The 22552-nt window shown below is 55.2% G+C and carries 14 protein-coding genes and 4 tRNA genes; 11 read left to right on the top strand and 7 right to left on the bottom strand.

Features of this window, described 5'->3' with window-relative positions; genetic code table 11:
* Position 1 precedes the first annotated feature (1 nt).
* From ACYP03_RS17940 to ACYP03_RS17930, 3 genes are all read left to right on the top strand, one after another.
* Positions 2-77, top strand: a tRNA-Asn gene (locus tag ACYP03_RS17940).
* Between the two features lie 265 nt (positions 78-342).
* Positions 343-1509, top strand: coding sequence for a lytic polysaccharide monooxygenase (locus tag ACYP03_RS17935; protein ID WP_459781397.1), 1167 nt, complete (start codon positions 343-345; stop codon positions 1507-1509).
* A gap of 256 nt (positions 1510-1765) precedes the next feature.
* Positions 1766-3391, top strand: a complete 1626-nt coding sequence (locus ACYP03_RS17930; protein ID WP_248143971.1) for a methyl-accepting chemotaxis protein — start codon at positions 1766-1768, stop codon at positions 3389-3391.
* A 91-nt stretch (positions 3392-3482) separates the two neighbouring features.
* Here ACYP03_RS17930 and ACYP03_RS17925 read toward each other — a convergent pair whose 3' ends face one another.
* The 5 genes from ACYP03_RS17925 to ACYP03_RS17905 form a co-directional block, all read right to left on the bottom strand.
* Positions 3483-4049, bottom strand: a complete 567-nt coding sequence (locus ACYP03_RS17925) for an Lcl C-terminal domain-containing protein (RefSeq protein ID WP_248143970.1) — start codon at positions 4047-4049, stop codon at positions 3483-3485.
* An 11-nt stretch (positions 4050-4060) separates the two neighbouring features.
* Positions 4061-5506 (bottom strand): Lcl C-terminal domain-containing protein, encoded by a 1446-nt coding sequence (locus ACYP03_RS17920; RefSeq protein ID WP_459781394.1) that lies wholly within the window; start codon positions 5504-5506, stop codon positions 4061-4063.
* Positions 5507-5527: 21 nt separating this feature from the next.
* Complete coding sequence (locus ACYP03_RS17915) at positions 5528-7822, bottom strand: proprotein convertase P-domain-containing protein (RefSeq protein ID WP_459781393.1); 2295 nt, start codon at positions 7820-7822, stop codon at positions 5528-5530.
* Between the two features lie 11 nt (positions 7823-7833).
* Positions 7834-9996: a TonB-dependent hemoglobin/transferrin/lactoferrin family receptor gene (locus ACYP03_RS17910; RefSeq protein ID WP_459781391.1), complete on the bottom strand. Its 2163-nt coding sequence runs from the start codon at positions 9994-9996 to the stop codon at positions 7834-7836.
* 107 nt (positions 9997-10103) lie between these two features.
* Complete coding sequence (locus ACYP03_RS17905) at positions 10104-12182, bottom strand: prolyl oligopeptidase family serine peptidase (RefSeq protein WP_459781390.1); 2079 nt, start codon at positions 12180-12182, stop codon at positions 10104-10106.
* Between the two features lie 425 nt (positions 12183-12607).
* On the opposite strand from ACYP03_RS17905, the gene ACYP03_RS17900 reads away from it, so the two are divergent.
* The 4 genes from ACYP03_RS17900 to ACYP03_RS17885 all read left to right on the top strand — a co-directional run bounded on the left by ACYP03_RS17900 (position 12608) and on the right by ACYP03_RS17885 (position 14398).
* A tRNA-Phe gene (locus ACYP03_RS17900) sits at positions 12608-12683 on the top strand.
* A 45-nt stretch (positions 12684-12728) separates the two neighbouring features.
* Positions 12729-12804 (top strand) — tRNA-Asn (locus tag ACYP03_RS17895).
* Positions 12805-12813: 9 nt separating this feature from the next.
* Positions 12814-12889 (top strand) — tRNA-Thr (locus ACYP03_RS17890).
* Positions 12890-13132: 243 nt separating this feature from the next.
* Positions 13133-14398 (top strand): HD-GYP domain-containing protein, encoded by a 1266-nt coding sequence (locus tag ACYP03_RS17885; protein ID WP_459781389.1) that lies wholly within the window; start codon positions 13133-13135, stop codon positions 14396-14398.
* Positions 14399-14485: 87 nt separating this feature from the next.
* Here ACYP03_RS17885 and mrcB read toward each other — a convergent pair whose 3' ends face one another.
* Together mrcB and hrpB are read right to left on the bottom strand one after the other, a co-directional pair.
* Positions 14486-16924, bottom strand: a complete 2439-nt coding sequence (gene mrcB, locus ACYP03_RS17880; RefSeq protein WP_459781387.1) for a penicillin-binding protein 1B — start codon at positions 16922-16924, stop codon at positions 14486-14488.
* Between the two features lie 41 nt (positions 16925-16965).
* On the bottom strand, positions 16966-19455 hold the full coding sequence (hrpB, locus tag ACYP03_RS17875) for an ATP-dependent helicase HrpB (protein WP_459781385.1): 2490 nt from the start codon (positions 19453-19455) through the stop codon (positions 16966-16968).
* Positions 19456-19626: 171 nt separating this feature from the next.
* On the opposite strand from hrpB, the gene thpR reads away from it, so the two are divergent.
* From thpR to gluQRS, 4 genes are all read left to right on the top strand, one after another.
* Complete coding sequence (thpR, locus tag ACYP03_RS17870) at positions 19627-20235, top strand: RNA 2',3'-cyclic phosphodiesterase (RefSeq protein ID WP_459781383.1); 609 nt, start codon at positions 19627-19629, stop codon at positions 20233-20235.
* Positions 20232-20939, top strand: a complete 708-nt coding sequence (gene sfsA / locus ACYP03_RS17865; RefSeq protein ID WP_248143961.1) for a DNA/RNA nuclease SfsA — start codon at positions 20232-20234, stop codon at positions 20937-20939. The genes thpR and sfsA overlap by 4 nt, the downstream gene beginning before the upstream one ends.
* Before the next feature lie 137 nt (positions 20940-21076).
* Complete coding sequence (gene dksA / locus ACYP03_RS17860; protein WP_036749487.1) at positions 21077-21526, top strand: RNA polymerase-binding protein DksA; 450 nt, start codon at positions 21077-21079, stop codon at positions 21524-21526.
* 78 nt (positions 21527-21604) lie between these two features.
* On the top strand, positions 21605-22495 hold the full coding sequence (gene gluQRS, locus ACYP03_RS17855) for a tRNA glutamyl-Q(34) synthetase GluQRS (RefSeq protein WP_459781380.1): 891 nt from the start codon (positions 21605-21607) through the stop codon (positions 22493-22495).
* Positions 22496-22552: the final 57 nt, after the last annotated feature.

The raw sequence follows: 22552 nt of genomic DNA, 5'->3' as shown, positions 1-22552 counted from the left end.
TTCCCCCTTAGTTCAGTCGGTAGAACGGCGGACTGTTAATCCGTATGTCGCTGGTTCAAGTCCAGCAGGGGGAGCCACTTCAGAAACCCTGGTCGAAAGACCGGGGTTTTTCTTTATCTGTACCCTCTTGACTACAATCACCTCAACAGTTTCCTCACCCTGCTCTTTTTTGCTCGCTTTAAAAAACTTGCGATTAGTCCCAAGTATTTAATACGCGGTGAAAAAAATGAGGACAGGTTTTGAGTCACCTCCTCTCTTAACATTCTCCCGATTGCCAGTCTCCTGCGACTCGTTCAAACCAGTACTGCAATTGTGCTCATGTGAAATGATGAAGGAGAGAATATGTTGCTGCAAAATGCCTCATGGAGGAAAGGGCTTTGGCTCTTGGGTGTCAGTTCAGTGCTGAGTTCCTTGTCGACAACCGCTCAGGCACACGGCTATATGGAATATCCGCCAGCCAGACAGCAAATCTGCGATATGGATGGCGGCTATTGGGATTCGACCGACGGCTCAACCATTCCCAATGCAGCCTGCCGCGCTGCCTTTGTTCAGTCTGGCTGGTACCCTTTTGTTCAGAAACCCGAGTTTGCCAGACTGGTATCGGACTATCACAACCAGGCCGCTGTTGAACGGGCCATCCCTGACGGATCGCTGTGTTCTGCTGCAGACAGTAAAAAGTCAGGCATGGATATCCCCTCGCCTTACTGGCAGAAAACAACCCTTGATCTGACGAATAATGGTCAGTTGGATCTGCTGTATCGTGCTGAAACCCCGCACAACCCTAGTTTCTGGAAGTTCTACCTGACCAAACCCGGCTTTGACAGCGCAACCCAGCCATTAGCCTGGAGCGACCTGGACCTGGTCGGAGAAGTCGGGAACATTCCAACCACCACCATCAACGGACAGAAGTACTATCAGATGACCATCACCCTGCCGACCGACAGAACCGGTGATGCCATCCTGTATGCCCGCTGGCAGCGTAATGACCCGGCCGGAGAAGGTTTTTACAACTGTATCGACATTCGGTTTGACGGCTCGGATAACGGTCAGCCCGGTGGCTGGTCCAGTGCGGGCGCTTTCGTCAAAGCCACAGATGTCGCCCAGCCTGACGAAACCGTCTGGTTCCGTATTTTTGACCAGAATGGTGTCGAAACTGTTTCTGAGCAGTTGGCCATCAACACGGCCAACCAGAATCAGTCCGTATGGGCCGCAGATCTGGCAGCCACAGTGAACCAGACCTATGCACAACAGGTTCAGATCGGTAAACAGGCCGCAGACGGCAGTATCGTATTCGTTGCTCAGGATCTGTTTGGCAATCAGGTCTTCCTGAAAAACAAAGACTACAGCTATCAGCTGGACATCAAGCTATTACCTGCAGCACCTGACTGGGATCCGAATCAGGTCTATGTTGCCGGTGATCAGGTGCTCTATCAGGGCAAGCTGTACACCGCTAAATGGTGGACCAAAGGCGAACAGCCCGGGCAGGCTGCTGTGTGGCAGCTGAACTGACCGCAATGGACTGGTGGGCCACCATAGCCCGCCAGTATTTCACAATATGAAACTATCAGCATAATATTCCAGTTTTATCCCATTCATACTTCTTTTCATTGGTAAACCGTCAGAATCAATCCTCTCAACCAGGATCATGTTTTGTTAATTTTCTGCTCTGAACAGGTATTAACCTGATCTAGTATTTTCGTGTCGAAAAATAACTCCTCCTGACAATTGCCGGGAGGTCTCTTCAGCATTACCAAGAGAACAGGGAATGAAACTCAGGACACAAACCTATCTGCTATCCGCTGTTATCCTGACGGCCATGCTGGCCATCATGGTCACGGGCCTGATGACGTTGCGTATGGCCAGTAACCAGGATAACGAATCCAGGGTCACGCAGCTGTTTAACAGCACCTACAACACCCTCTCCGAACTGGAAAAAATGGCGCAGGAAGGCCTTCTGGCTGAATCGGAGGCAAAGACGCTGGCAACCCGGTTGTTGCGAAACAATATCTATAAAGACAACGAATATGTTTATGTCGCGGACGCACAACTGACCTTTATCGCAGCGCCGCTGGATCCCCAGCTGCACGGTACCAGCTTTCACGACTTCAAAGACGGCAACGGAAAAAGCGTCGGTAATATCCTGAAACAGGCTGTCGCAGCCAGCGGAGATAAGCTGGCGCAATATACCTGGACCCAGAAACAGGCGGATGGCAGTGTGGAAGAGAAACTGTCCATTGCCCGGCGCACTCCCGTTTGGGGATGGTATGTTGGGACCGGAATTGGTTTCAACGAAGTGAACCAGCGTTTCTGGTCCACCGCGGGCTGGCAGCTGGCCTTATGTCTTCTGATCACCGCAGCGATTCTGACCGTGCTGATCATCGCCAGTAAGCGCATTGTGAACTTACTGGGAGGCGAACCGGACGAGGTCCAGGCAGCCGTTCAGGCGGTGGCGGACGGCAAAATCACCACCCACTTTGAAACCCGGGCAACCCCGGGCAGCATTTATTACGCCGTACAGACCATGAGCCTGTCTCTGGCAGAGCTGGTCAATAACCTGAAACAGTCGATGGCTGAACTGCGTACGGAGCTCGGTGAAGTCTCGTCACGTTCCGGCGTGATTGCCGAACTGACGGACAGCCAGCAACAGTCGACGGCCATGATTGCAACTGCGATGACCGAAATGGCCTCTTCGGCCAACAATGTGGCGGAGTCTGCCAGCGATACCGCCAGCAATACCGAACGTGCCGATCAGCAGAGCCAGGTCACTCAGACCCTGATTCTGTCGACCGTCGACAACATTCAGGGGCTGGCCGATCAGCTCGCCACCGCCAGTCAGGCCGTCGCCCATCTGGATACGGAAGTGAACAGCATTGCCAGAGTCCTGGATGTGATCGGCGATATCGCCGAGCAGACCAACTTACTGGCACTCAATGCTGCCATTGAAGCCGCCCGTGCCGGAGAACAGGGTCGCGGTTTTGCGGTCGTCGCCGATGAAGTCCGGAATCTGGCAGGTCGAACCCAGCACAGTACCAAAGAAATCCAGCAGATGATCGGCCGCCTGCAAAGCGGATCTCGAAACGCCATTGAAACCATGGAGACCTGTGCGGAAACCAGTCAGACCACAGTACATCAGTCTCAGGAAGCCTCCGACGCACTGAATCAGATTGTTTCAGCGCTGGAGAGTATCACCGGAATGAGTCATCAGATTGCTGCGGCTGCAGCCGAACAGACACAGGTTGGTGACGACATCTCCACCCGGATCAATATGATTGAGGAAAGTGGCCGCCAGTTGTCTGACGTCGTCAGTCAGAGCCACAACAGTACCCGCTCTCTGCAACGGCTGTATCATGAACTGGAAAACTGGACCGGCAAATTCAGTCTGAAACAGTAACCGCCACACAAGAACCAGTCACAAAACAACAACCCCACATCATAGTGTGGGGTTGTTGTTAGACAAACTGATATGAGACAAGGCGCTCCGGCTACCGCGCCTGATCACTCACCAGCAGCACGCCAAAATCAGCATCCTGAGCACCATAGTGAATAATCATGCCATCATTGAGACCGAACACCAGAATGTTCTGACTTTGCGCGTGAGGCGTTGATGACCAGACATTGCTTGTTGTTGCGTACTTATCATCTTCCGTCTGGATAAAATCCGGGAAAGCCTTCAGGTTCACGGCCGGAGAAATGCAGGCCACTTCGCGCAGACTCACCAGCTCTTTGATATTCGGCATCCGCCAGCCCCTCACCCCGTCAATCACCGTGTTTTTCTCATTGAGGTTGATCTGAAACAGCGCCTTCTTCCAGCTGTACCCTTCCGGCGCGCCATCACAGGTCTGTTGCAGCGAATTCCACTGTGTGCCTAACAGACAGCGACGCCAGACCAACTTTGTCTGTAAATCCGTGACTGTCCCATTGCCATTGTCCTGAAACCGGATATCCGGTGCGCTTGCCTCAATGTTCAGACCACACGACTGCATTGCAGCCATCGCATTGGCTGAACAAACCAAAGCACAGAAAATGGTGCCAATCATCTTTTTCAACATGGTGTTATTCCTTATTCCGCAACCATTCGAACTGCCATCACATTCGGAGAGAGGCACGCCTCACCCGCGATACAGGGCGCGTAGTAAGCAGTGAGTTCACCCAGCCCGGTACCGCCTTTGGCTTGTGTCATCTGTGACAGATGGCTGATCGCCCGGCCCTCGGTATAATTCGGATCGGTCCGTAATAAGGTCGATGACCAGTAATAGCCGTAAGGCAGATCTTCACTACCGATATACTGATCATTGAAGAACTTCACGTTCAGACCATAAACATTGCCGTCTGCGTCGGTCGCCGTTTCACTGAAATCGAGCAAATCATACTGCTCATGCATCGTGGGCAGCCGCCAGTTGGTTTTGCCGCAGTAAGCAGCATCATTCAGTTTCTGGCTGTACTCTTGCGTGGTGCAAGCCGCCAGACGATCCGAACTGCAGGAAGCCAGAGCGATTTCATCGGCATGCGACTTGAGGGTACTGGTTTCCAGTGCAAACAGACGATGCTTATCGCGGAATGAAGTCTGGTCGTCCGCTTTCACTTCCCAGATCAACCCGGTGCGCTCATCTTTGACACACTGCCAGTCCGGACTGCTTTCAGGCAAAGACTGGCCTTTGGCATCCAGCTTGGTCAGCTTGAAGCCGCCGTCGGTCACATCCAGCCCGAAGCTGGCATCCTGGCCCGGCGCCCCCTGATCAGGCTGGTTCGACAAAGTGCCAGTGGACAGATTCAGATGTTTGACCATCCCGGTGTCATTGAGCTGTTTGGTTGCCAGACGGCCCAGCGACGCAATCTCCTGAATCTGCGCCTCGTTTAGAGACCCTGCCAGCAATGCCGTCCCGTAGGCCGGAAACCCTTTTGCAGCACCCGCAATGCCTGCGGCGTCATCTGAACTGATGGCCTTCAGCTGAGCAAACAGCGCCACCAGCTTTTCATCGAGATCAGCCAGCGCCGAATCATCACTGCTGGCCAGCAAATCAGACGGCGGCGTTATTCCGTGTGCTTTGAGATTATTGCTCACCGTTGCCACCGCCGATTCCAGACTGGCACCACTCAGCATTTCACCCACTACCAGCGTGGTCACCCCGTTCACCAGAGTGAAAGCATGCTCACGCGCTGCCGGGGCTGCCAGATTCAGCGAAGCTGACGCCGATGAACGAGCAGAAACCACCGGCGTGGCCTGAACCAGCAGCGGGGAAGTTTTCACCCGGATATCTGTACTGGTCAGGGTAAAGTTATATTGCGTGGCTTTGACCGACGGTTCATCGGCACTGCAAGTCCAGTCACGATTGATATCCGCGCACACCGTCATCGGCAGATCGACCGATGCCGAGGAAACACGGCCGCTGACGTCATAGGTTGGCTGACTCTGAACATTTGAGTTGCTGCCGCCGCCTGAACCGTTACATCCGCTCAGGACCATGGTCAGCGCAACCGGCAATACTGCGAGTTGGAATGATTTCATCTGACTCTCACTTTTCTCGAATTAAAATTGACGGCGTCTTGCCAACGCCATCACAACGCCAAACAGCAGGCTGAACAGCCCGAGTGAACCTCCACCGGATGAACTGCTGTTCTCTGGCTTTGCCGGGTTGTCTGTCGTTTGTTTGTTCTGGGGATCGGTTGAAGTGCCCGTCTGACTGCAGTCATAACCCGTCACGGCTCCCACGCCCCATGAGTGAATCTTGCCGCTCTGCCCCGTGACCCGGTCAGTCACCTCAAGCACCCAGTTCCCCGTCATCGGCTCCCCGAGCAGCTCCGACAGCCCTGCGGTATTGGCCATCGTGAAGGTGTCGGTTTTCTCCGGCAGCGGAAAGCTCTGATAATTCAGCAGTGTTACGCTCCGCCCCGAAGGCGCACGCACTGTGACCTTCAGATCAGAAAAACGCGGGTGAGACAGCGAAAGCTGAATCGCAAAGTCATACGAAACCAACCCAGCGCCAGCCGGAACATTCAGGGCAACGAGCGCCTCCCCCAGCAGAATCTTTCCGTTCTGGTTGATCTGGCGGGCATCCGGTATGGCTTGCTGCGAATGCTGCAATGGTTGCGACAGCACGGGCACACCATACGTAAATGTAAGTTCCTGCTGGTAATTCACAGGCTGTTGAGCCGTATCCTGACTGAATGAAATTTCTGCATTCAGGGAAAGGGTTTCTCCGCACTGCAAAGATGCCGGAATACTGACTGACTCGTTCACCCGGGTAACAGCCCCCGCCGCCACCAGCTCCGAACGGACCACCTGATGCCAGTTCAGTGCCGGCATCGCCAGATCAACCTGAACATTATTGAGTGCGCTCGCACCTGATTGAATCAGCGCCAAAGACAGTTCAGTCTGATTTTTTCCCGTCACGGTCAGAGCAGAATTGCTTTGCGCCAGAACCAGTGCGTCACGGAGGATGCCATGATGTTTGAACCGGGCGTTCAGCCATTGGGCATAAGGTTTCTGCGGGTATAACCGCTGCGCTGCATCTACGGTAGAGCGGGCCAGATCATACATCTTCATGCCAAAACCCATGCTGGCCATGCCTTCGAGCACCACCCGGTTGAACTCATCAAATGCGGCTTCACCATAAACGGCTTCGGCCTGTTTTAAGGTCTGAAACAGTGGCGTCGACCACAGCTGATCGCTGAGCGTTCCGTTGACCGACACATGCGCCCGGTAATCCATTTCCGGGTCATACCGCGCTTCCTGATCATTGAGCGAACGCCGGGACTTCAGTGCGCCGACCACACCATCCCAGTTGGCAAACACATCCAGCTCGAAGCGTTCATTGCGATCACGCTGAACCCAGAAACTGTAGGCACCGGCCCAGTAATCTCCGAAGCCCTCGCCAATCGCATCACTGTCGCCGCCTTTCCAGTCCGGCACCAGCTGGTAATTAATGGCATGTCCGAACTCGTGCAGCACCACATCCGCATCTTCACTGTCCGGCACACCGCCCACACCCATTGCCAGAATCCCGGTATCGGTCAGATAAGTGGAGTTATTGGTATTTTGTCCCTGCGCATCAATTTTTAACGGCGCAGTAAACAAGGCCCGCGATCCTGTGAATCCCAGCGCAGCCAGATACTGAAGCGAATGATCCAGATGATAGAAAGCATTCACATCGCGAAAGGCCGTGTCCTGCCGCGTAAACGCAAACGAACTGCCGTCCGCAACTGACACCAGTCCCTGCTCAGGGCCAGTCTCCAGCGCAGCCATCGACTGGATATCGACCGCCATCACCCGGTCGTTGACCAGATAGAGCCTGCCGTTTTGACGGGTCACTTCAATACCGGTGACGGTTTGATAGGCTGATGCCGGAATGACAATGTCATCCACATCAGCATGATCGCCTTCGAGTGCCAGACCTGTGGCCGTCCGCGGGTCCGGATCAAACACCGTCATCGTCGCCGGAACAATCTCACCGGCTGGCGGTGTCAGCAACGTATGTGGCCGGGGCGGCAACGGCAGATTCAAGACACAATCCGCGGTATCATCCGGCAAGCTGTTGAACAGCCGGTACAGCTGCCCCTGGCGATCGGTCGTCACCACGATTGCGCCTTCGCAAGGCTGACCAGAGTCATTCTGCGGCGCAAAGTGATAGTGCGTTCCCAGCAGACTCTGCCGGGTATCCAGCAGAGCCAGGGGGCCGGTCTGCGAATAACGAGACTGAACATACGCCAGCGCGTCATCACGGTCCTGAATCACAGCAGTTTCCAGCGGATAAATCAGGTGCTGAGCCCCGGCATGCGCCTGAGTAGAGAGCAGGGCCGCCGCTGTCAGAATCAATCGTTTCATGTCGGTTTCCCTTAAAAGCTGTATCTGCCGTTCACGCTGAAATAGCGGCCCGGCTCCGTTGAAAAACGGGTCTGCGATTCCGTCACGCCGGCCACATCCTGATAACGGGTATATTCCCTGTCCAGCAGGTTGTGCACCGCAGCATTAATGCGGAATTCCGGCGTGATGTCGTATCCCGCCCCGGCATCCAGGGTCATCCAGCCCGACGTGGTCGCACAGGTCTGACTCATGCCCAAATCATCCTGACAGCTCGGTACCTTGTTCATGGCCCCGGCATAGTTCAGTCGTACGAAACCGTTCCAGACATCCTGCTCATAGCTCAGCAAGGTGTTCCCTTCCAGCGGTGTCAGGGTACGGATTGGCTCGCCGTGCTCATCTTCACCATCGACGATGCCCAGTTTGCTGGAAACCTTCAGCCGGTCAGTGAACCAGTAGCTGGCCGTCAGCTCAGCCCCGTAGGTTTTCACCCCTTCCAGGTTCTGGTACTGCACTTCGGCATACTTACCGGCCTCGTTCCAGCCGACTGTTTTTTCGCTGATAAAGTTATCGAAGACGGAGTAGAACACAGCGCCGTACACCACCAGCCGGCCATCGTCATACTTCGAACCCAGCTCGAAGTTGTCACTGGTTTCGGCTTCCAGATCCGCATTCGGGCGGATCACGAAATTCCCCAGATCGCTCGACAGATGCGGTACGAAGCCGTACGCCTTGGCATAGGAAGGCGCCAGAAAACCATGGGTGTAACTCAGATAGGTATTCAGATCCGGCGTCCATTGGTAAGCCAGCGACAGGCTCGGCGACAACTCACTGCTGCGCAGTTCATGGAGGGGATAACTGCCAATGGTGTCGTCCAGTTCAGAGGACATCTGCTGTGCATCAAACCGCAGCCCCGGCGCCAGATTCCACTTGCCCCAGCGCATGTCATCATGAACATAAATCCCCAGACTGTAGGTTCTGGCCGAAGCAAAAGGCTCCGATTCACTCCGCGTATCGCCGGTCCAGTCGACGATACGGACGTTGACCGGACGCTCATGCAGCATGGATTCCAGTTGAACACCCCAGGCAACGGTGTGCTCAAGCTCGCCATGAGCACTCCGCTGTTGCAAATCTGCTGACAATCCGATCAGATGATCCCTGAACGCCCGGTTTTCCGACTGACGGCGCTTGAAAACCAGCCCTTCCTGTGTCCGTTGCATTGCGACATCTTTGTCGCCCGAGGTTTCGGTCTGACGATAGTACAGATTGATATCTGCCTGTTCAGCCAGCAGGGTTTCCCCTTCCCATTCGGCTCCCGCACGGGCAGAGAGCGTCGTTGTGTCAACGTCTTCCAGAAACGATGTCGCTTCCCAGCCGCCACCGTCCGCCTGTGTCGGGGCAATGCCCTCTTCCCGGCGCGCCTGCTGACGGTAATAATCCACCTTACCTTTCAGCAGCCAGCTGTCATTCAGAAACCACTCGCTGGTCAGCGCCGCATTGATCCCGTCAATATCGCGAACATACAGCGACTGATCATGATTTTTACTTTCACTGCCCTGCCAGTAACTGACCCGTACCAGATGCGCCGTGTCGCCCAGCCGTGTCGCAGTGGTCAGCGCCGAGGTATATTTATCACTGATCCCTGAGTATCCCCCTTCCAGGCCGACATAGTGATCCTCGCTGCCCAGATAGTCGCTCGGTGTTTTGGATGTCAGGACCACCACGCCCCCGATCGCACCGGAGCCATACAGCGAAGAGCCCGCGCCTTTCACCACTTCAACTTGCTTGACTTCACCCAGGTCAAAACTGTTATGACCGGCCACGTCGTTCATATCGCTGGCCCCGTAGCCGTCCGCGACTTTCACGCCATCTTTGATGACCGCGATCCGGTTACCGCTCATTCCGCGAATGGTAATATTCTGCGGCCGTCCGGCTCCCCCGCTCACACTGACCCCCGGTTCATGCGACAGAGCATCATAGAGCTCGGTGGCACCTTCCTGCTCGATCTCTTCCTGAGTGATCACAGCCACTGATCCATTGGTTTCGGACAAAGGCTGCTCAATGCGGGTGGCCGTGACCACCACGGTCGTCATTTCAGAGGCTTGTTGCTGAGGCGCAGCAACACTTTGGAAGCTGACTGAGCTGATCACTGGGCTGAACAGGGCATACAAAGCCAGAGGGACAGGCTTCAACTGCATGTTGGGGACTCCGGATATCAAGGACATAAACAGGGTTCAGTGCCTTTCAGGCAAAAGCAGTCCACCGGCACATCACTGCACCGGGCGGACAACACATCATTCAAAGGTTAAGGGGACGGGGTGCTGCCGGGCACCAGACTGAGCAGAAACGCATATTCTCTCGCCTGCTGCCGCATCGCCTGCCGGGCATCCTGCCGGTGTCCGCCGGACAAATCCGTCTGAAGCAGATAAGGACCTTGAGCCAGACTGGCATCCCGGACTTTCATCACCCAGCGTGCAGGCTCCCAGTAGGGAACCTGAGTATCATAGAGCCCGGCGGTCACCAGCATTGGCGGATAAGCCCGGGCCGAAATATTGTCATTCGGACTGTATTGCTTCATCACCGCGAGTTGAGCCGGATCGCGCGGATCCCCCCACTCTGCGTATTCCTGGCGGGTCAGCGGCAGACTGGGATCAGCCATGGTCGCGATCACGTCCACAAACGGCACCTGCAGGACAGCCCCCGTAAACAGCGCCGGCTGCCGGTTCAGTGCTGCGGCCACCAGCGTACCGCCCGCGCTGCCGCCCAACGCCAGAATGGGCCGGTCTGAGCCCTGATGAAACTGCTTCATCACGTGTGCCACGGCCAGATAGTCGTCAAACGAATTGGGCTTCAGCATCCCTTTTCCCTGCGCGTACCACTCTGGGCCGAGATAGCCGCCGCCCCTGACATGGGCTATGGCATAAATCGCCCCGCGATCCAGCAGGCTGATGATCTGCGGCATGAAATACGAACGCACCGGGGTGCCGTACGCGCCGTAGCCGTAAAGAATGACGGGAGACTTAGCGGTCAGCCGATCCGTCCGGTAAGCCAGGGTAACAGGCACAGACACATCACCGTGTCGGACGCGGATCTGTTCCGTCCGGTACAGATCCGGCTCAAATTCCGGATAACGGTCTGCCGACAACGTTGTCAGCTGTAACTCCGTCAGATCCAGCGCCTGCCACTGAGGAGGCTGAGTCAGCGACATACTGCGGATCATCACCGACTGACCGTAACGGCTGCTGTTTCCGGACAACCAGGCCACACCGCCTTCAGGAATAATGACCTGATCAAACAGTGTGCGACCCTGTGTATTCAGCACCACCAGACGGCTGAGTTGCTGTTCTGTCACTTCCAGCACGATGTGCTGAGGGAACAGCAGCCAGTTCTTGATGTGCTGATGTGGCTTCGGTTGCCAGACCGGCTGCCAGGAGGCAGCTTGGGTGTCATTCAGCGCTGACCGGTAAAGTGCAAAATCGCCCTGAAGATTGCTGGACAGATACAGTGCGCCATAGCGGACATCAGCGTAATACTCCACACCCGGCGTCCGGGAACGGATTGTTGTCAGAATCTGGCCGCTGTCTGAAGCCACCAGTTGTTGTTCACTGCTGTCATGGTTGTTCGACTGGATAAGCAGGTAGTCGCCGGAGCTGGCTGCATAAACCGACACCAGCCAGGCCGGATCCGATTCGCGATACAGCATCGTCTTGAGACCGCCTTCCCGCGACCAACGAAGCACCTGATGCGGACGGTAAGTACCCGCTTCGTTTTCAACAAAGTAAAGGCTCTGGCCGTCCTCACTCCAGACCAGATCGGTTGCTGACTGCTCAGAAACAGTGGCGATTTCACGTCCGCTGCTGAGTTCCATGACCGTCAATCGGTAATTCCGGTCTCCCCGGCGATCTTCGGTGATTGCCACAAACCGGTGATCCGGACTGACCTGCCAACTGCCCATCTGATAATACTCAGCCTGCTGCCCGCGTTGGGTAAAGTCCGCCACAACAAGTGACGCTCCGCTTTCTGCATCCTGACGAAGCAGTTGCACACTGCCGTCTGATGACGTCAGCCGGTAGTTATACTTCCCGGCCAGCTGCCATGGCCTTTCAGCCACACGGGCGTGACGGGACTGCCATTCATTGATCAGCGACGCTTCCAGCAAGGCCTGAGACGTCAGGGCCTTTTCGGTGTGCTGATTTTCATCACGCAGGAAAGTCAGAACTTTTTCGGATTGCCGGCTGTCATCCCGCAACCAGCTGTATGAAGCAGACGCATCAACAAGGCCGGGAACCTCGGCATGTACAGGCGCGTCAGAAGCGAAAGCTGCCGAAGCACACCACACACTTGCAGCGCTGCTCAGCACAATACCGATGAAGCAACTTTTCATTTCCCGACCACACCCTTTTTGCCGCAATTTTCCGAAAAATTCAGAAAGCAATTTTCTGACCATTAAACAGGTCGCACATCATGCACAGAAGAGATAATGAGATCAATTATCAGTTTCATTTATATTTGCACCACCAACCACAAAGGTGACCTGGATCACATTTAAATCTTGTAGCACAGAAGGTGGCGTATAAAAAACATACAACGGTCGAAAAGGAGCAGATGAAATAGCGGAAGTGATAAAAAATACCAGTCAGAACCGCCTGCCCCTGAAAGATATTCCGCAGCAAATCCTCTCTTTAAAGACCGGAATATTATCAAATGAGATTAAAATCCGGACAAACAGAACAAAAAAAGGAAGGTTGACCATTATTTTCAAAAAAAGCATTGACGAAAATGCGCAAAACCTTTTTAATGCGCCCCGTTGCCTCGATAGCTCAGTCGGTAGAGCAGAGGATTGAAAATCCTCGTGTCGGTGGTTCGATTCCGCCTCGAGGCACCATGATTTCATTTATGGTGTTCTGGTAACGTCATAAGAAAGAACAATTCCCCCTTAGTTCAGTCGGTAGAACGGCGGACTGTTAATCCGTATGTCGCTGGTTCAAGTCCAGCAGGGGGAGCCAAATTCGTGTGCCGACTTAGCTCAGTAGGTAGAGCAACTGACTTGTAATCAGTAGGTCACCAGTTCGATTCCGGTAGTCGGCACCATCTTTTAAACCTCGCGCCCGCGAGGTTTTTTTTACCCATATTCCTTTTACAAATTTTTCACGACATTAAGCCCATTTTTTTACTGACGGTATTCTTAATAATCGATCTCAGGTCAGTATTATGATAAATAATCTTGTCTCTGATACGGCAATTCTCACCTGCCCTGCCCCACTGTCACAGCATGATATTAACCGGGCATGCCGTATATCGCCGGCCTGAAAAGCGAATGTACAGAATAAGGTAATGACAAACGTAAAACTCCCTACCGAGTGTTTAACACCAGGCCTTTATATCAAATTGCCGCTGCAATGGACGGAGCATCCCTTCATGCTTAATCATTTTAAGATTAAGGATGAACATCAAATCCGCCTGATCCGGAATCTGGGTCTGAAATTCGTTTTCCACTTTCCGGATAAGAGTGATAACCCGCCTTTGCCGCCTGAAACCGTTGCCAGCCCGCCAAAGGAAATTTCCGAACAGGAAGCCCGGTTTATCCATAAACATACCGACAGGTTATGGCGTGAGAAACAACGCCGGATTGAACATCTGAAAAACTACAAACGCAGTCTCCAGCAATGTGAGAAAAGTTTTCAGCGTTCCCTGTCCCAGCTTCGCGCCATTTCGCAGAAAATTAAAAGCCGCCCGGTCACTGCTTTTCAGGATGCCAAAGAGCTGGTGAGTGATATGGTGGATGCCCTGCTGGATAATGATAATCTGGCTCTGCATCTGATGAGTGACGCGCAAGAATCGGAAGATATTTACTACCATTCCATGAACGTCGCCGTGCTGTCGATGCTGCTGGCCAAGTCCAACGGGATGTCTGCAAGCGATATTAAAACGATCACCATCGGTGCTTTATTCCACGATATCGGCAAACAGAAAATTCCCACCCATATCCTGCGGAAAATTACCCCGCTCACCGAGCCAGAGGCGAATTTCCTCAAACTGCATCCGAAATACAGCCTGGAACTGTCGGAACTGAGTGAGCACTTTCCGGACGCCGCGAAGCCTATCCTCAGCCAGCATCATGAGCTCATGGATGGCAGCGGGTATCCGATGGGACTGAAAGATCACCAGATCAACCGGTTTGCCCAGCTGGTGGCAGTCGTTAATGCCTACGACAACCTCTGCCATCCGATGGATCCCAGCAAGGCCAGAATTCCGTACAGTGCCCTGTCCTACCTGTTCAAGCATAAGAAAGGTCAGTACAGCGAGGAATATATTGCGCTGATGGTCCGGATGATGGGAGTCTACCCGCCGGGCAGTGTGGTGCTGCTGTCGAACCAGCAGGTCGGGATGGTTATTTCCGTCAATGCCAAACGCCTGCTCTACCCGAACATTCTGCTTTATGAGCCCAGTGTTCCTTCCAATGAAGCACCGATTCTGGATCTGGAGGAAAGTGAACTGACGATTGAGCGGGCTCTGTTGCCCAATAAGCTGCCCGAGCCAATCCGTCAGTATCTCAACCCCCGGACCCGGATTTCTTATTACTTCGATCCGGAAAACTAGGCCCGGACAGCAGAAACCGGTCGACTAAAACCGGGCAGCTAATCCCGTACAACTCAGCAAGGTTCTCATCGCTGGCAGGAGCACGCCCTACCAGCTGAACATATCTTTCAGCCAGCCCTCGGGCTTGCTTTCACGGCACTGCGCCGCCAGCTGCCCTGTCGGGTCCCAGACCGGCAGGGATTGCTCACCCCGGCAGTCCATTCCCAGCGTGCCGTCTGACAACCGGTGATATTTCACTGTACTCAGTTTTTGCGGCCAGTTGAGCTGCAAACGCTCAGGCTGACGTCTTTCCAGATAACCACTATACAAACGCAATGCCCCGCTGGCGCCGGTCAGTTTGACCGGTTTGTTATCATCACGGCCCATCCACACGGTCACCACTTCCCGGCCATCGGCACCGACAAACCAGCTGTCACGGGTATCATCCGTCGTCCCGGTTTTACCCGCCAGCGTGGCCCAGCCAAAGCGGGACTGCAGATAGCGCCCCGTCCCCTGACTGACAACCTGCTTCATCATATAAGTCGTCAGCCAGGCGGCTTGTTCCGGCACGACCTGACGGCCGGATGGAATATGGCGGTACAGCATCTTGCCTTGCCTGTCGACAACGGAACGCAGTGCCGTCTGCTCGGCACGCCGTCCGCCACTGGTCAGACTCTGAAACATCTGACTGACTTCAAACGGCGTCAGGGTGAAAGAACCAAGCAAGATCGACGGTAATCGGGGCACTTCGTCTTTTGACACGCCCAGTTCCGTCAATGTCGTGATGACGTTATCTAAGCCAACGTCTAAGCCCAGATTCACCGTCGGTACATTGAGCGAGCGTGACAGCGCATAGTAAAGCGGCACTTTACCGCGAAACTGCCGATCGTAGTTCTGCGGCCGCCACTCACTGCCCTGATTTCCTTTCAGCAAAATTGGTTTGTCATCCAGTGTGGTGGCCAGGGTATATTTCTCCGGCTGACGCAGCGCACTCAGGTAGACCGCAGGTTTCACCAGCGAGCCTATCTGACGACGACCTTCCAGCACCCGGTTAAACCCGGCGTATCCCGGCCGGCTGCCGCCAATCATCGCCCGGATTTCACCGGTATGGCGATCCACCGCGACCATGGCCGTTTCAATCTCCCCGCCCACTTTTTTCTCCAGCGCAGGGATCCACTGGGCAACAGCCCGTTCCGCTTCCTGCTGAGAGACCGGATCCAGGGTACTGAAAATCCGCAGGCCCACACCCGGGGTAAAGCGGTTGCCCACTTTTTCCGTCAGTTCACGCTGCAGTAACTGGAAATAGGCCGGCTGAAGACTGGCAATCACCGCCTGTTTCTGGACATCCAGTTTGCGGGTCGCCGCCTGCTCGTATTCCGGGCCGGTCAGAATGTCCTGATCCAGCATCAGCCGCAGTACCAGATCCCGCCGCTCCCTGGCGCGCTCGGTATGACGCCAGGGGTTGTAATAAGACGGCCCTTTGACCATGCCCACCAGCATCGCCAGCTGATCAATCCGCAGTTCCTGCAACGGCCTGCCAAAATAGAGGCGGGCACCGAGCCCGAAGCCATGGATCTCACGGCCACTGCTCTGTCCGAGATAAACTTCATTGAGATAGGCTTCGAGGATCCGATCTTTGCTGTAGCGATAGTCGATGATGACTGCGATGTAGGCTTCCTGAATTTTCCGCCACAGGGAGCGTTCACGGGTCAGAAAGATGTTCTTCGCCAGCTGCTGCGTCAGGGTGCTGCCGCCCTGTACGGTCCGTCCGGCTCTCAGGTTGACCACAGCCGCACGCAATATCGCCAGCGGAGAAACACCACTGTGATGGTAGAAATCCCGGTCTTCGGTCGCCAGCAGGGCGTCAATCAGCACTTCCGGGAACTCTTTCCGGGGCGTGAAGATCCGCTGCTCGCCTTCTTTGGTGCCCAGCATGCCCAGCATCTTGGGTTCAATCCGTAAATAGCCCAGCGCCTTCTCCCGTCCCAGATCGAACACCTTGCTCAGCCCGCTGTCATCGAAGGTCAGCATGACATGGCGCTGGCTTTCATAACCGTCTTCAAATTCAAACGGACGGCGGATCAGCTCGATCCGGGTGGAAGATGCCGAATACTCCCCTGCCCGCTGCGGCGTACGGACTTTATGGTATTGCAACGCGTCCAGTTCCCGGCGCACTTCGTTCAGTGTGATGGCCTGTCCCGGCTGCAGATCCAGCACCCGGCCATAAACCACGGCTGGCAGGTCCCAGAGCTGGCCGTCAAATTTGTCCCGCACCAGCGTATCGAGATATATCCCCATCACAAAGACCACGGCGAGAATCGCCAGACCCAGCTTCAGTGCGGAGAAAAACATCCAGCGTCCGAACCGGGATAAACGACTGCCGGAGGTTTTTTTCTTTGCGGCAGTCTTCGCTGGCTGACTGCCAGAAGGGGCCTTAGCGCCGCGTTTTGCCGGGGCTTTTTTCGTCCCGGCAGGTTTGCGGCGACTCGGTTTCTTCTCACTGGGCGGTTTCGGCGCTGCCTGACGGCGCTTGGGCTCTTGGGTCATCATGATATCTTTGTGTTCAGGGTCTCTGCACTGTCCGGCGCTTACATAAATTTCTTGGTTTTTCGGGTTGGCGCATGGCTGGCAGGATCATCCGGCCAGACATGTTTCGGGTAACGCCCCTTCATTTCTTTCTGCACATCTTTATAGGCTCCCTGCCAGAATGCGGCCAGATCTGAGGTGATCTGTAGCGGCCGCTGGGCGGGAGACAGCAGCTCCAGCACCACCGCAATTTTGCCGTTGGCAATCACGGGCGACGTCTGCTCACCAAACATCTCCTGCATCCGGACCGCCAGCACCGGTGCCTGTCCCGGCTGATAACGGATCGGATACCGGGAGCCGGTGGGCACCTCATAATGAGTCGGCAGCGCGTGATCCAGCGCCTTCGACTGCGCCCATCCCAGATGCGCTTCCAGTGCCGCCGTCAGATCCAGATTTGCCAGCGCCTTTAGGGTGCTGATACCGGTCATAAAGGGCAACAGCCAGTCTTCCAGAGACGCCAGCAGACTGGCATCATCCATTGCAGGCAACGCCATTTCAGGGAGCCAAGCTTCGGCACAACGGGCCCGGATTCGCAGACTTTCACTGCGGGCATTCCACGGCAGGACATCCAGCCCCTGACGCCGGATGGCATTGAGCAGGGCTTCACTGGCCCGGGCCGGATCAGGTTCGGCCATGGGTGTTCGCTGAATCACCAGGTTGCCACAACAGCATTGCTTTTCTGCGACCAGCCGCCCTTTTTTATCATCCCAGTCCAGCCATTCCCGCTCGTGGAATAAAGGTGGCAAATCTTCCCGTAACTGCTCGATATCTGCGGCAACAGCTGTGAACACCCGGCTATCGCCCTGACGGGTCTTGACGACATCCGCCACAACCAGTGCAGTTTCCGTCGCCAGAAGCTGTTCATGATCAACACTGACACCCTGACCATTCGCCAGCTGAAAACGGCCTTCCTGCCCACGGGACAGCGCAATCCGGTCAGGAAAACCGGCTGCCATCAGTGTCGCCAGCCAGCGTCGGTCTGTACGCCAACCCGGTGCAGAAACCTGTCCATCCCGGAGCATTGCCAGATGCTGTCTGGCCCGCTGACGGTATAACTTGCTGCGGGGCAGTTGGTCGGATTCCAGTAAATGCAGCTGATAAGCCAGATCCGGATTGCTGATACCACGTGCCGGTTCTTCCAGCAGGGCCACCAGCAGCGCGGCGGTCGTCTGCGCCGATGCAGGTAAAGCACGGGCATGCGCCAGGATCGCAGCCAGTCTGGGCTCGGTGCCTGATTGCTGAATCAGCTGGCCTCTGGCGGTCAGTTGGCCCCGTTCGTCCAGTGCGCCCAGAGACTGTAATAGCACTCTGGCCTGCTGCATCGCAGCATCGGCGGGTGTATCCAGCCAGCGTAATTCGTCGGCGCTGGTGCATCCCCACTGGGCCAGTTCCAGTGCCAGACGGCTCAGATCGGCGCGCAGAATCTCAGGTTGCGGGACCGCAGGCTGGCGGCTCAGCATTTCTTCGCTGTACAAGCGCAGACAAATGCCCGGCTCCAGACGTCCGGCCCGCCCGGCACGCTGTTCGGCCGACGAGCGGGCAATCCGCACCATTGCCAGACGGCTGATCCCGGTTTTCGGATCCCATTGCGACACCCGTTCCCAGCCGGTATCAACCACCAGCCGGATCCCTTCGATCGTCAGACTGGTTTCCGCGATGTTGGTCGCCAAAACCACTTTGCGTTTCCCTTTCGGTGCCAGCTGAATCGCCTGCTGCTGCGCCTGCGTATCCAACTGACCATATAAAGGTGCAATGATGACCTCCGCCCCTGCCGCCGCTTCAAGCCACTCAGCCAGACGGCGGATTTCACCGGCCCCGGGCAGAAAGACCAGCATGGAACCTGACTCTTCCGACAGTAACTTCAGAATCTGCTTGCCGGTCCAGTCTGTCGCCACGCCGGGACTTTGCTGGGCCGACGTTCCCTGACTCTGATAACGATAATCCACCGGAAAACTGCGCCCCTCAGATGCCAGAAATCCGGCCTCCGGCAGCAGAGTCTGCAAGGCTTCATGATCCAGCGTCGCCGACATCACCAGCAGCCTGAGGTCATCCCGCAGCGCCTCCTGGACTTCCAGCGCCAGCGCCAGCGACGTATCAGCATGCAGGCTTCGCTCATGAAATTCGTCGAAAATCAGCAGATCGATCCCGGATAATTCAGGATCCTGCTGTAACATGCGGGTCATCACCCCTTCCGTGACAATCTCCAGCCGGGTCGCAGCACTGACCTTCGTTTCTCCGCGCATCCGCAGGCCGACGGTCTGCCCAACGTTCTCCCCCAACTGAGTGGCCAGATAAGCCGCAATGTTTCGGGCCGCCAGCCGGCGGGGTTCCAGCATCACAATTTTGCCGCTTACGGCACGGGATTCCAGCAACGAGAACGGTAAACGGGTCGATTTACCGGCACCGGGAGGTGCTTTGAGAATGAGCTGACGATGGCGCTGCAACACCGTGTGCAATTCAGGCAGAACGGCTTCAATGGGGAGCTGTGACAATGTGGGACCCTTGTGTCATCTTCTAAGGAGGAACATTTTTCTGTACAAAACGCTCCGATCGTTCGGGATGATTGTACTCAAACAAGAATCACGGTGCTATTCGAGAGACACTGCTATCCAAAAGATAGTGTTATCCAAGCGATGCAGTTATCCGAGATAAAGGAGCCTGCGATGACCGATTTATCCGAACACCCTGCCCACGGGCTTTCAACCGATGCCAGTCAGCGGATGTTCTTTGCCCTGCCACTGAACGAACCACCGGCCGTCAATCAGGAGGTACTTCAGCGACTGTGTCAGCTGAAAAACGCTTATCCCGGCAAAGGACGCGCCGTCCCTGATACCAACCTCCACCTGACCCTGGCTTTTCTGGGACAGGTCACGGCGCAGCAACGTGACCTGTTGCTGACCGAAGTCGATCAGCTGCGGATTCCGGCCTTTTCTGTCCGTTTTGACCATCTGGGGTACTGGAAACGCAGCAAAGTACTGTGGCTGGGCAGTGAAGAGACACCGGGAGAGCTGCTGTTACTGGCGCAGCAGCTCTCCCGGTGCGCACTGACTGTCGGCTTGCCGCAGGAAGAGAGAGCCTATAAACCGCATATCACACTGCGGCGGAATGTGTGGCATCGCCCCGGACTGCAGAATGAACAGGACACGTTTCATTTTCACTTTCAGCGCTTCGGGCTGTATATTTCTGACCCGGACAGGTCAGGCGTGAATTACCGCCTGGCCCGGGAATGGTTACTCCTCACTGAACAAAACGCCGCACAGGACAGTACATGAATTATCCCTCACCTTTGCAGCCCGCAACGCTCATTCGTCGTTATAAGCGCTTTCTGGCCGATGTTACCCTGCCGGACGGTACGGAAACCACGATGCACTGTGCCAATACCGGTGCCATGACCGGCTGCGCCGAACCAGGTGACACCATCTGGTATTCCACCTCAGATAATCCGAAGCGAAAATATGCCCACAGCTGGGAACTGACTGAGACAAAAGCCGGTCATCGGATTTGCATCAATACAGCCCGGGCCAACCAGATTGTGGTTGAAGCGCTCAAAAATGACCTCATTCCTGAATTATCGGGCTATGCTTCATTGCGCACGGAAGTGAAGTATGGTACTGAAAACAGCCGGGTAGATATTGTTCTTGATGACCCGTTGCTACCATCCTGCTTTATCGAAGTGAAAAGTGTCACCCTGCTGGAACAGGACGGCCGTGGTTATTTCCCGGACGCCGTCACCACCCGGGGACAAAAACACTTACGGGAGCTGGCGGAAGTTGCGGCAAGCGGTCAACGGGCGGTTTTATTTTTCGCTGTTCTTCATTCAGGGATTGAAAACGTCGCAGCGGCGCACCATATAGACCCGGTCTATGAGACATTGCTAAAACAAGCAGAAAAAGCGGGTGTTGAAGTCTTCTGCTACCGTGCAGACATCAGCCCCACGGCGCTGACGTTAAACCAGCGGGTAGAATTTGCACAGTAAAAAGGAAAAATGATGCTTTCTTCACAATGGTATAAAATTGAAGAGATGCAGCAATTGCCACACTATATCCTTTCTGCTATAGATACCCGCCAAAATTAACCAGTGACGGTTATTCGGTATATGTTAGGAGATGCTATATGCCAGAGAGCAAAGTTAAAAAATCGCTAGGCATCCTGGCTATTGCTGGGGTTGATCCATATCAGGAAAAAGCCGGCGAAGAATATATGGGTGAGGCGCAGCTGGCGCACTTCCGTAAAATTCTGGAAGCCTGGCGCAACCAACTACGTGAAGAGGTTGACCGTACCGTAAACCACATGCAGGACGAAGCGGCTAACTTCCCGGATCCAGTGGATCGCGCGGCACAGGAAGAAGAATTCAGCCTGGAACTGCGTAACCGCGATCGTGAGCGTAAACTGATCAAAAAAATTGAAAAGACGCTGCAACGTATCGAAGATGATGATTTTGGTTTCTGTGATTCATGCGGTGTGGAAATTGGTATCCGCCGCCTGGAAGCCCGTCCGACTGCCGACCTTTGTATCGACTGTAAGACACTGGCAGAAATCAAAGAAAAACAAATGGCCGGCTAAGCTGCCCTTTGTAACCCTAATCAGACAAAAGGGAGCGCTTGCTCCCTTTTTTATTTTCTTTTGCTGATACCGACCGCTATGACAACTCAGTCTTCTTATACTGGCCGCTTTGCACCATCGCCCTCCGGCCCGCTGCACTTCGGCTCGCTGGTGGCTGCGCTTGGCAGTTACCTGCAGGCACGCGCCCGTCAGGGACGCTGGCTGGTGAGAATGGAAGATCTGGATCCGCCGCGTGAAATGCCGGGCGCCGCTGACGATATTCTCCGCACCCTGGAAGCCTTTGGCCTGGAATGGGACGGCGAGGTTATTTATCAGAGCCACCGCCACCACCTGTATCAGGCACAAATCGATCAGTGGCTGGCTGACGGCGACGCTTACTATTGCCGCTGCAGCCGCAAAGCCATAAAAGATGCAGGCGGCTTTTATCCAGGCACCTGCCGGACGGCGAGTCATACCGCCGCCGACAGCGCCGTCAGGCTGAAAGTCAGTGATGCCGTGACTGGTTTTCACGATCTGCTGCATGGCTGGATCAGCATTCCTGAGCAACTGGCACAGGAAGATTTTATTATCCGCCGACGTGACGGCCTGTACGCCTATAACCTGGCAGTAGTTCTGGATGACATTGCTCAGGGCGTCACGGAAGTCGTCCGGGGTGCCGATCTGATTGAACCGACCGGGCGCCAGATTGGCCTGTACCGTCAGTTGGGCAAGCCCGAAGTCAGTTATCTGCATCTGCCGCTGGCCGTCACTGCAAACGGAAACAAACTGTCCAAACAGAACCATGCGCCGGCAATCGATAAAAGCCAACCCGGGCCGCTGTTGTGCCAGGCCATGACCTTTTTAGGCATGTCGCCACCACCCGAATTATCGTCTGCCGCCCCCCGGGAAATCCTCCATTGGGGGATCGCGCACTGGGATGTCTCGAACCTGCCGCCAACAACAGCGATCACGCTGAACCTAGCATCTTGAGGTGGGTTGGGTATATGATATGCGGCTGTTCAGTCCGGCCAATGTGAAATAACGAGG

This window comes from Photobacterium sp. R1 (assembly GCF_054600795.1).
This window is presented reverse-complemented; position numbering and strand designations above follow the sequence as displayed.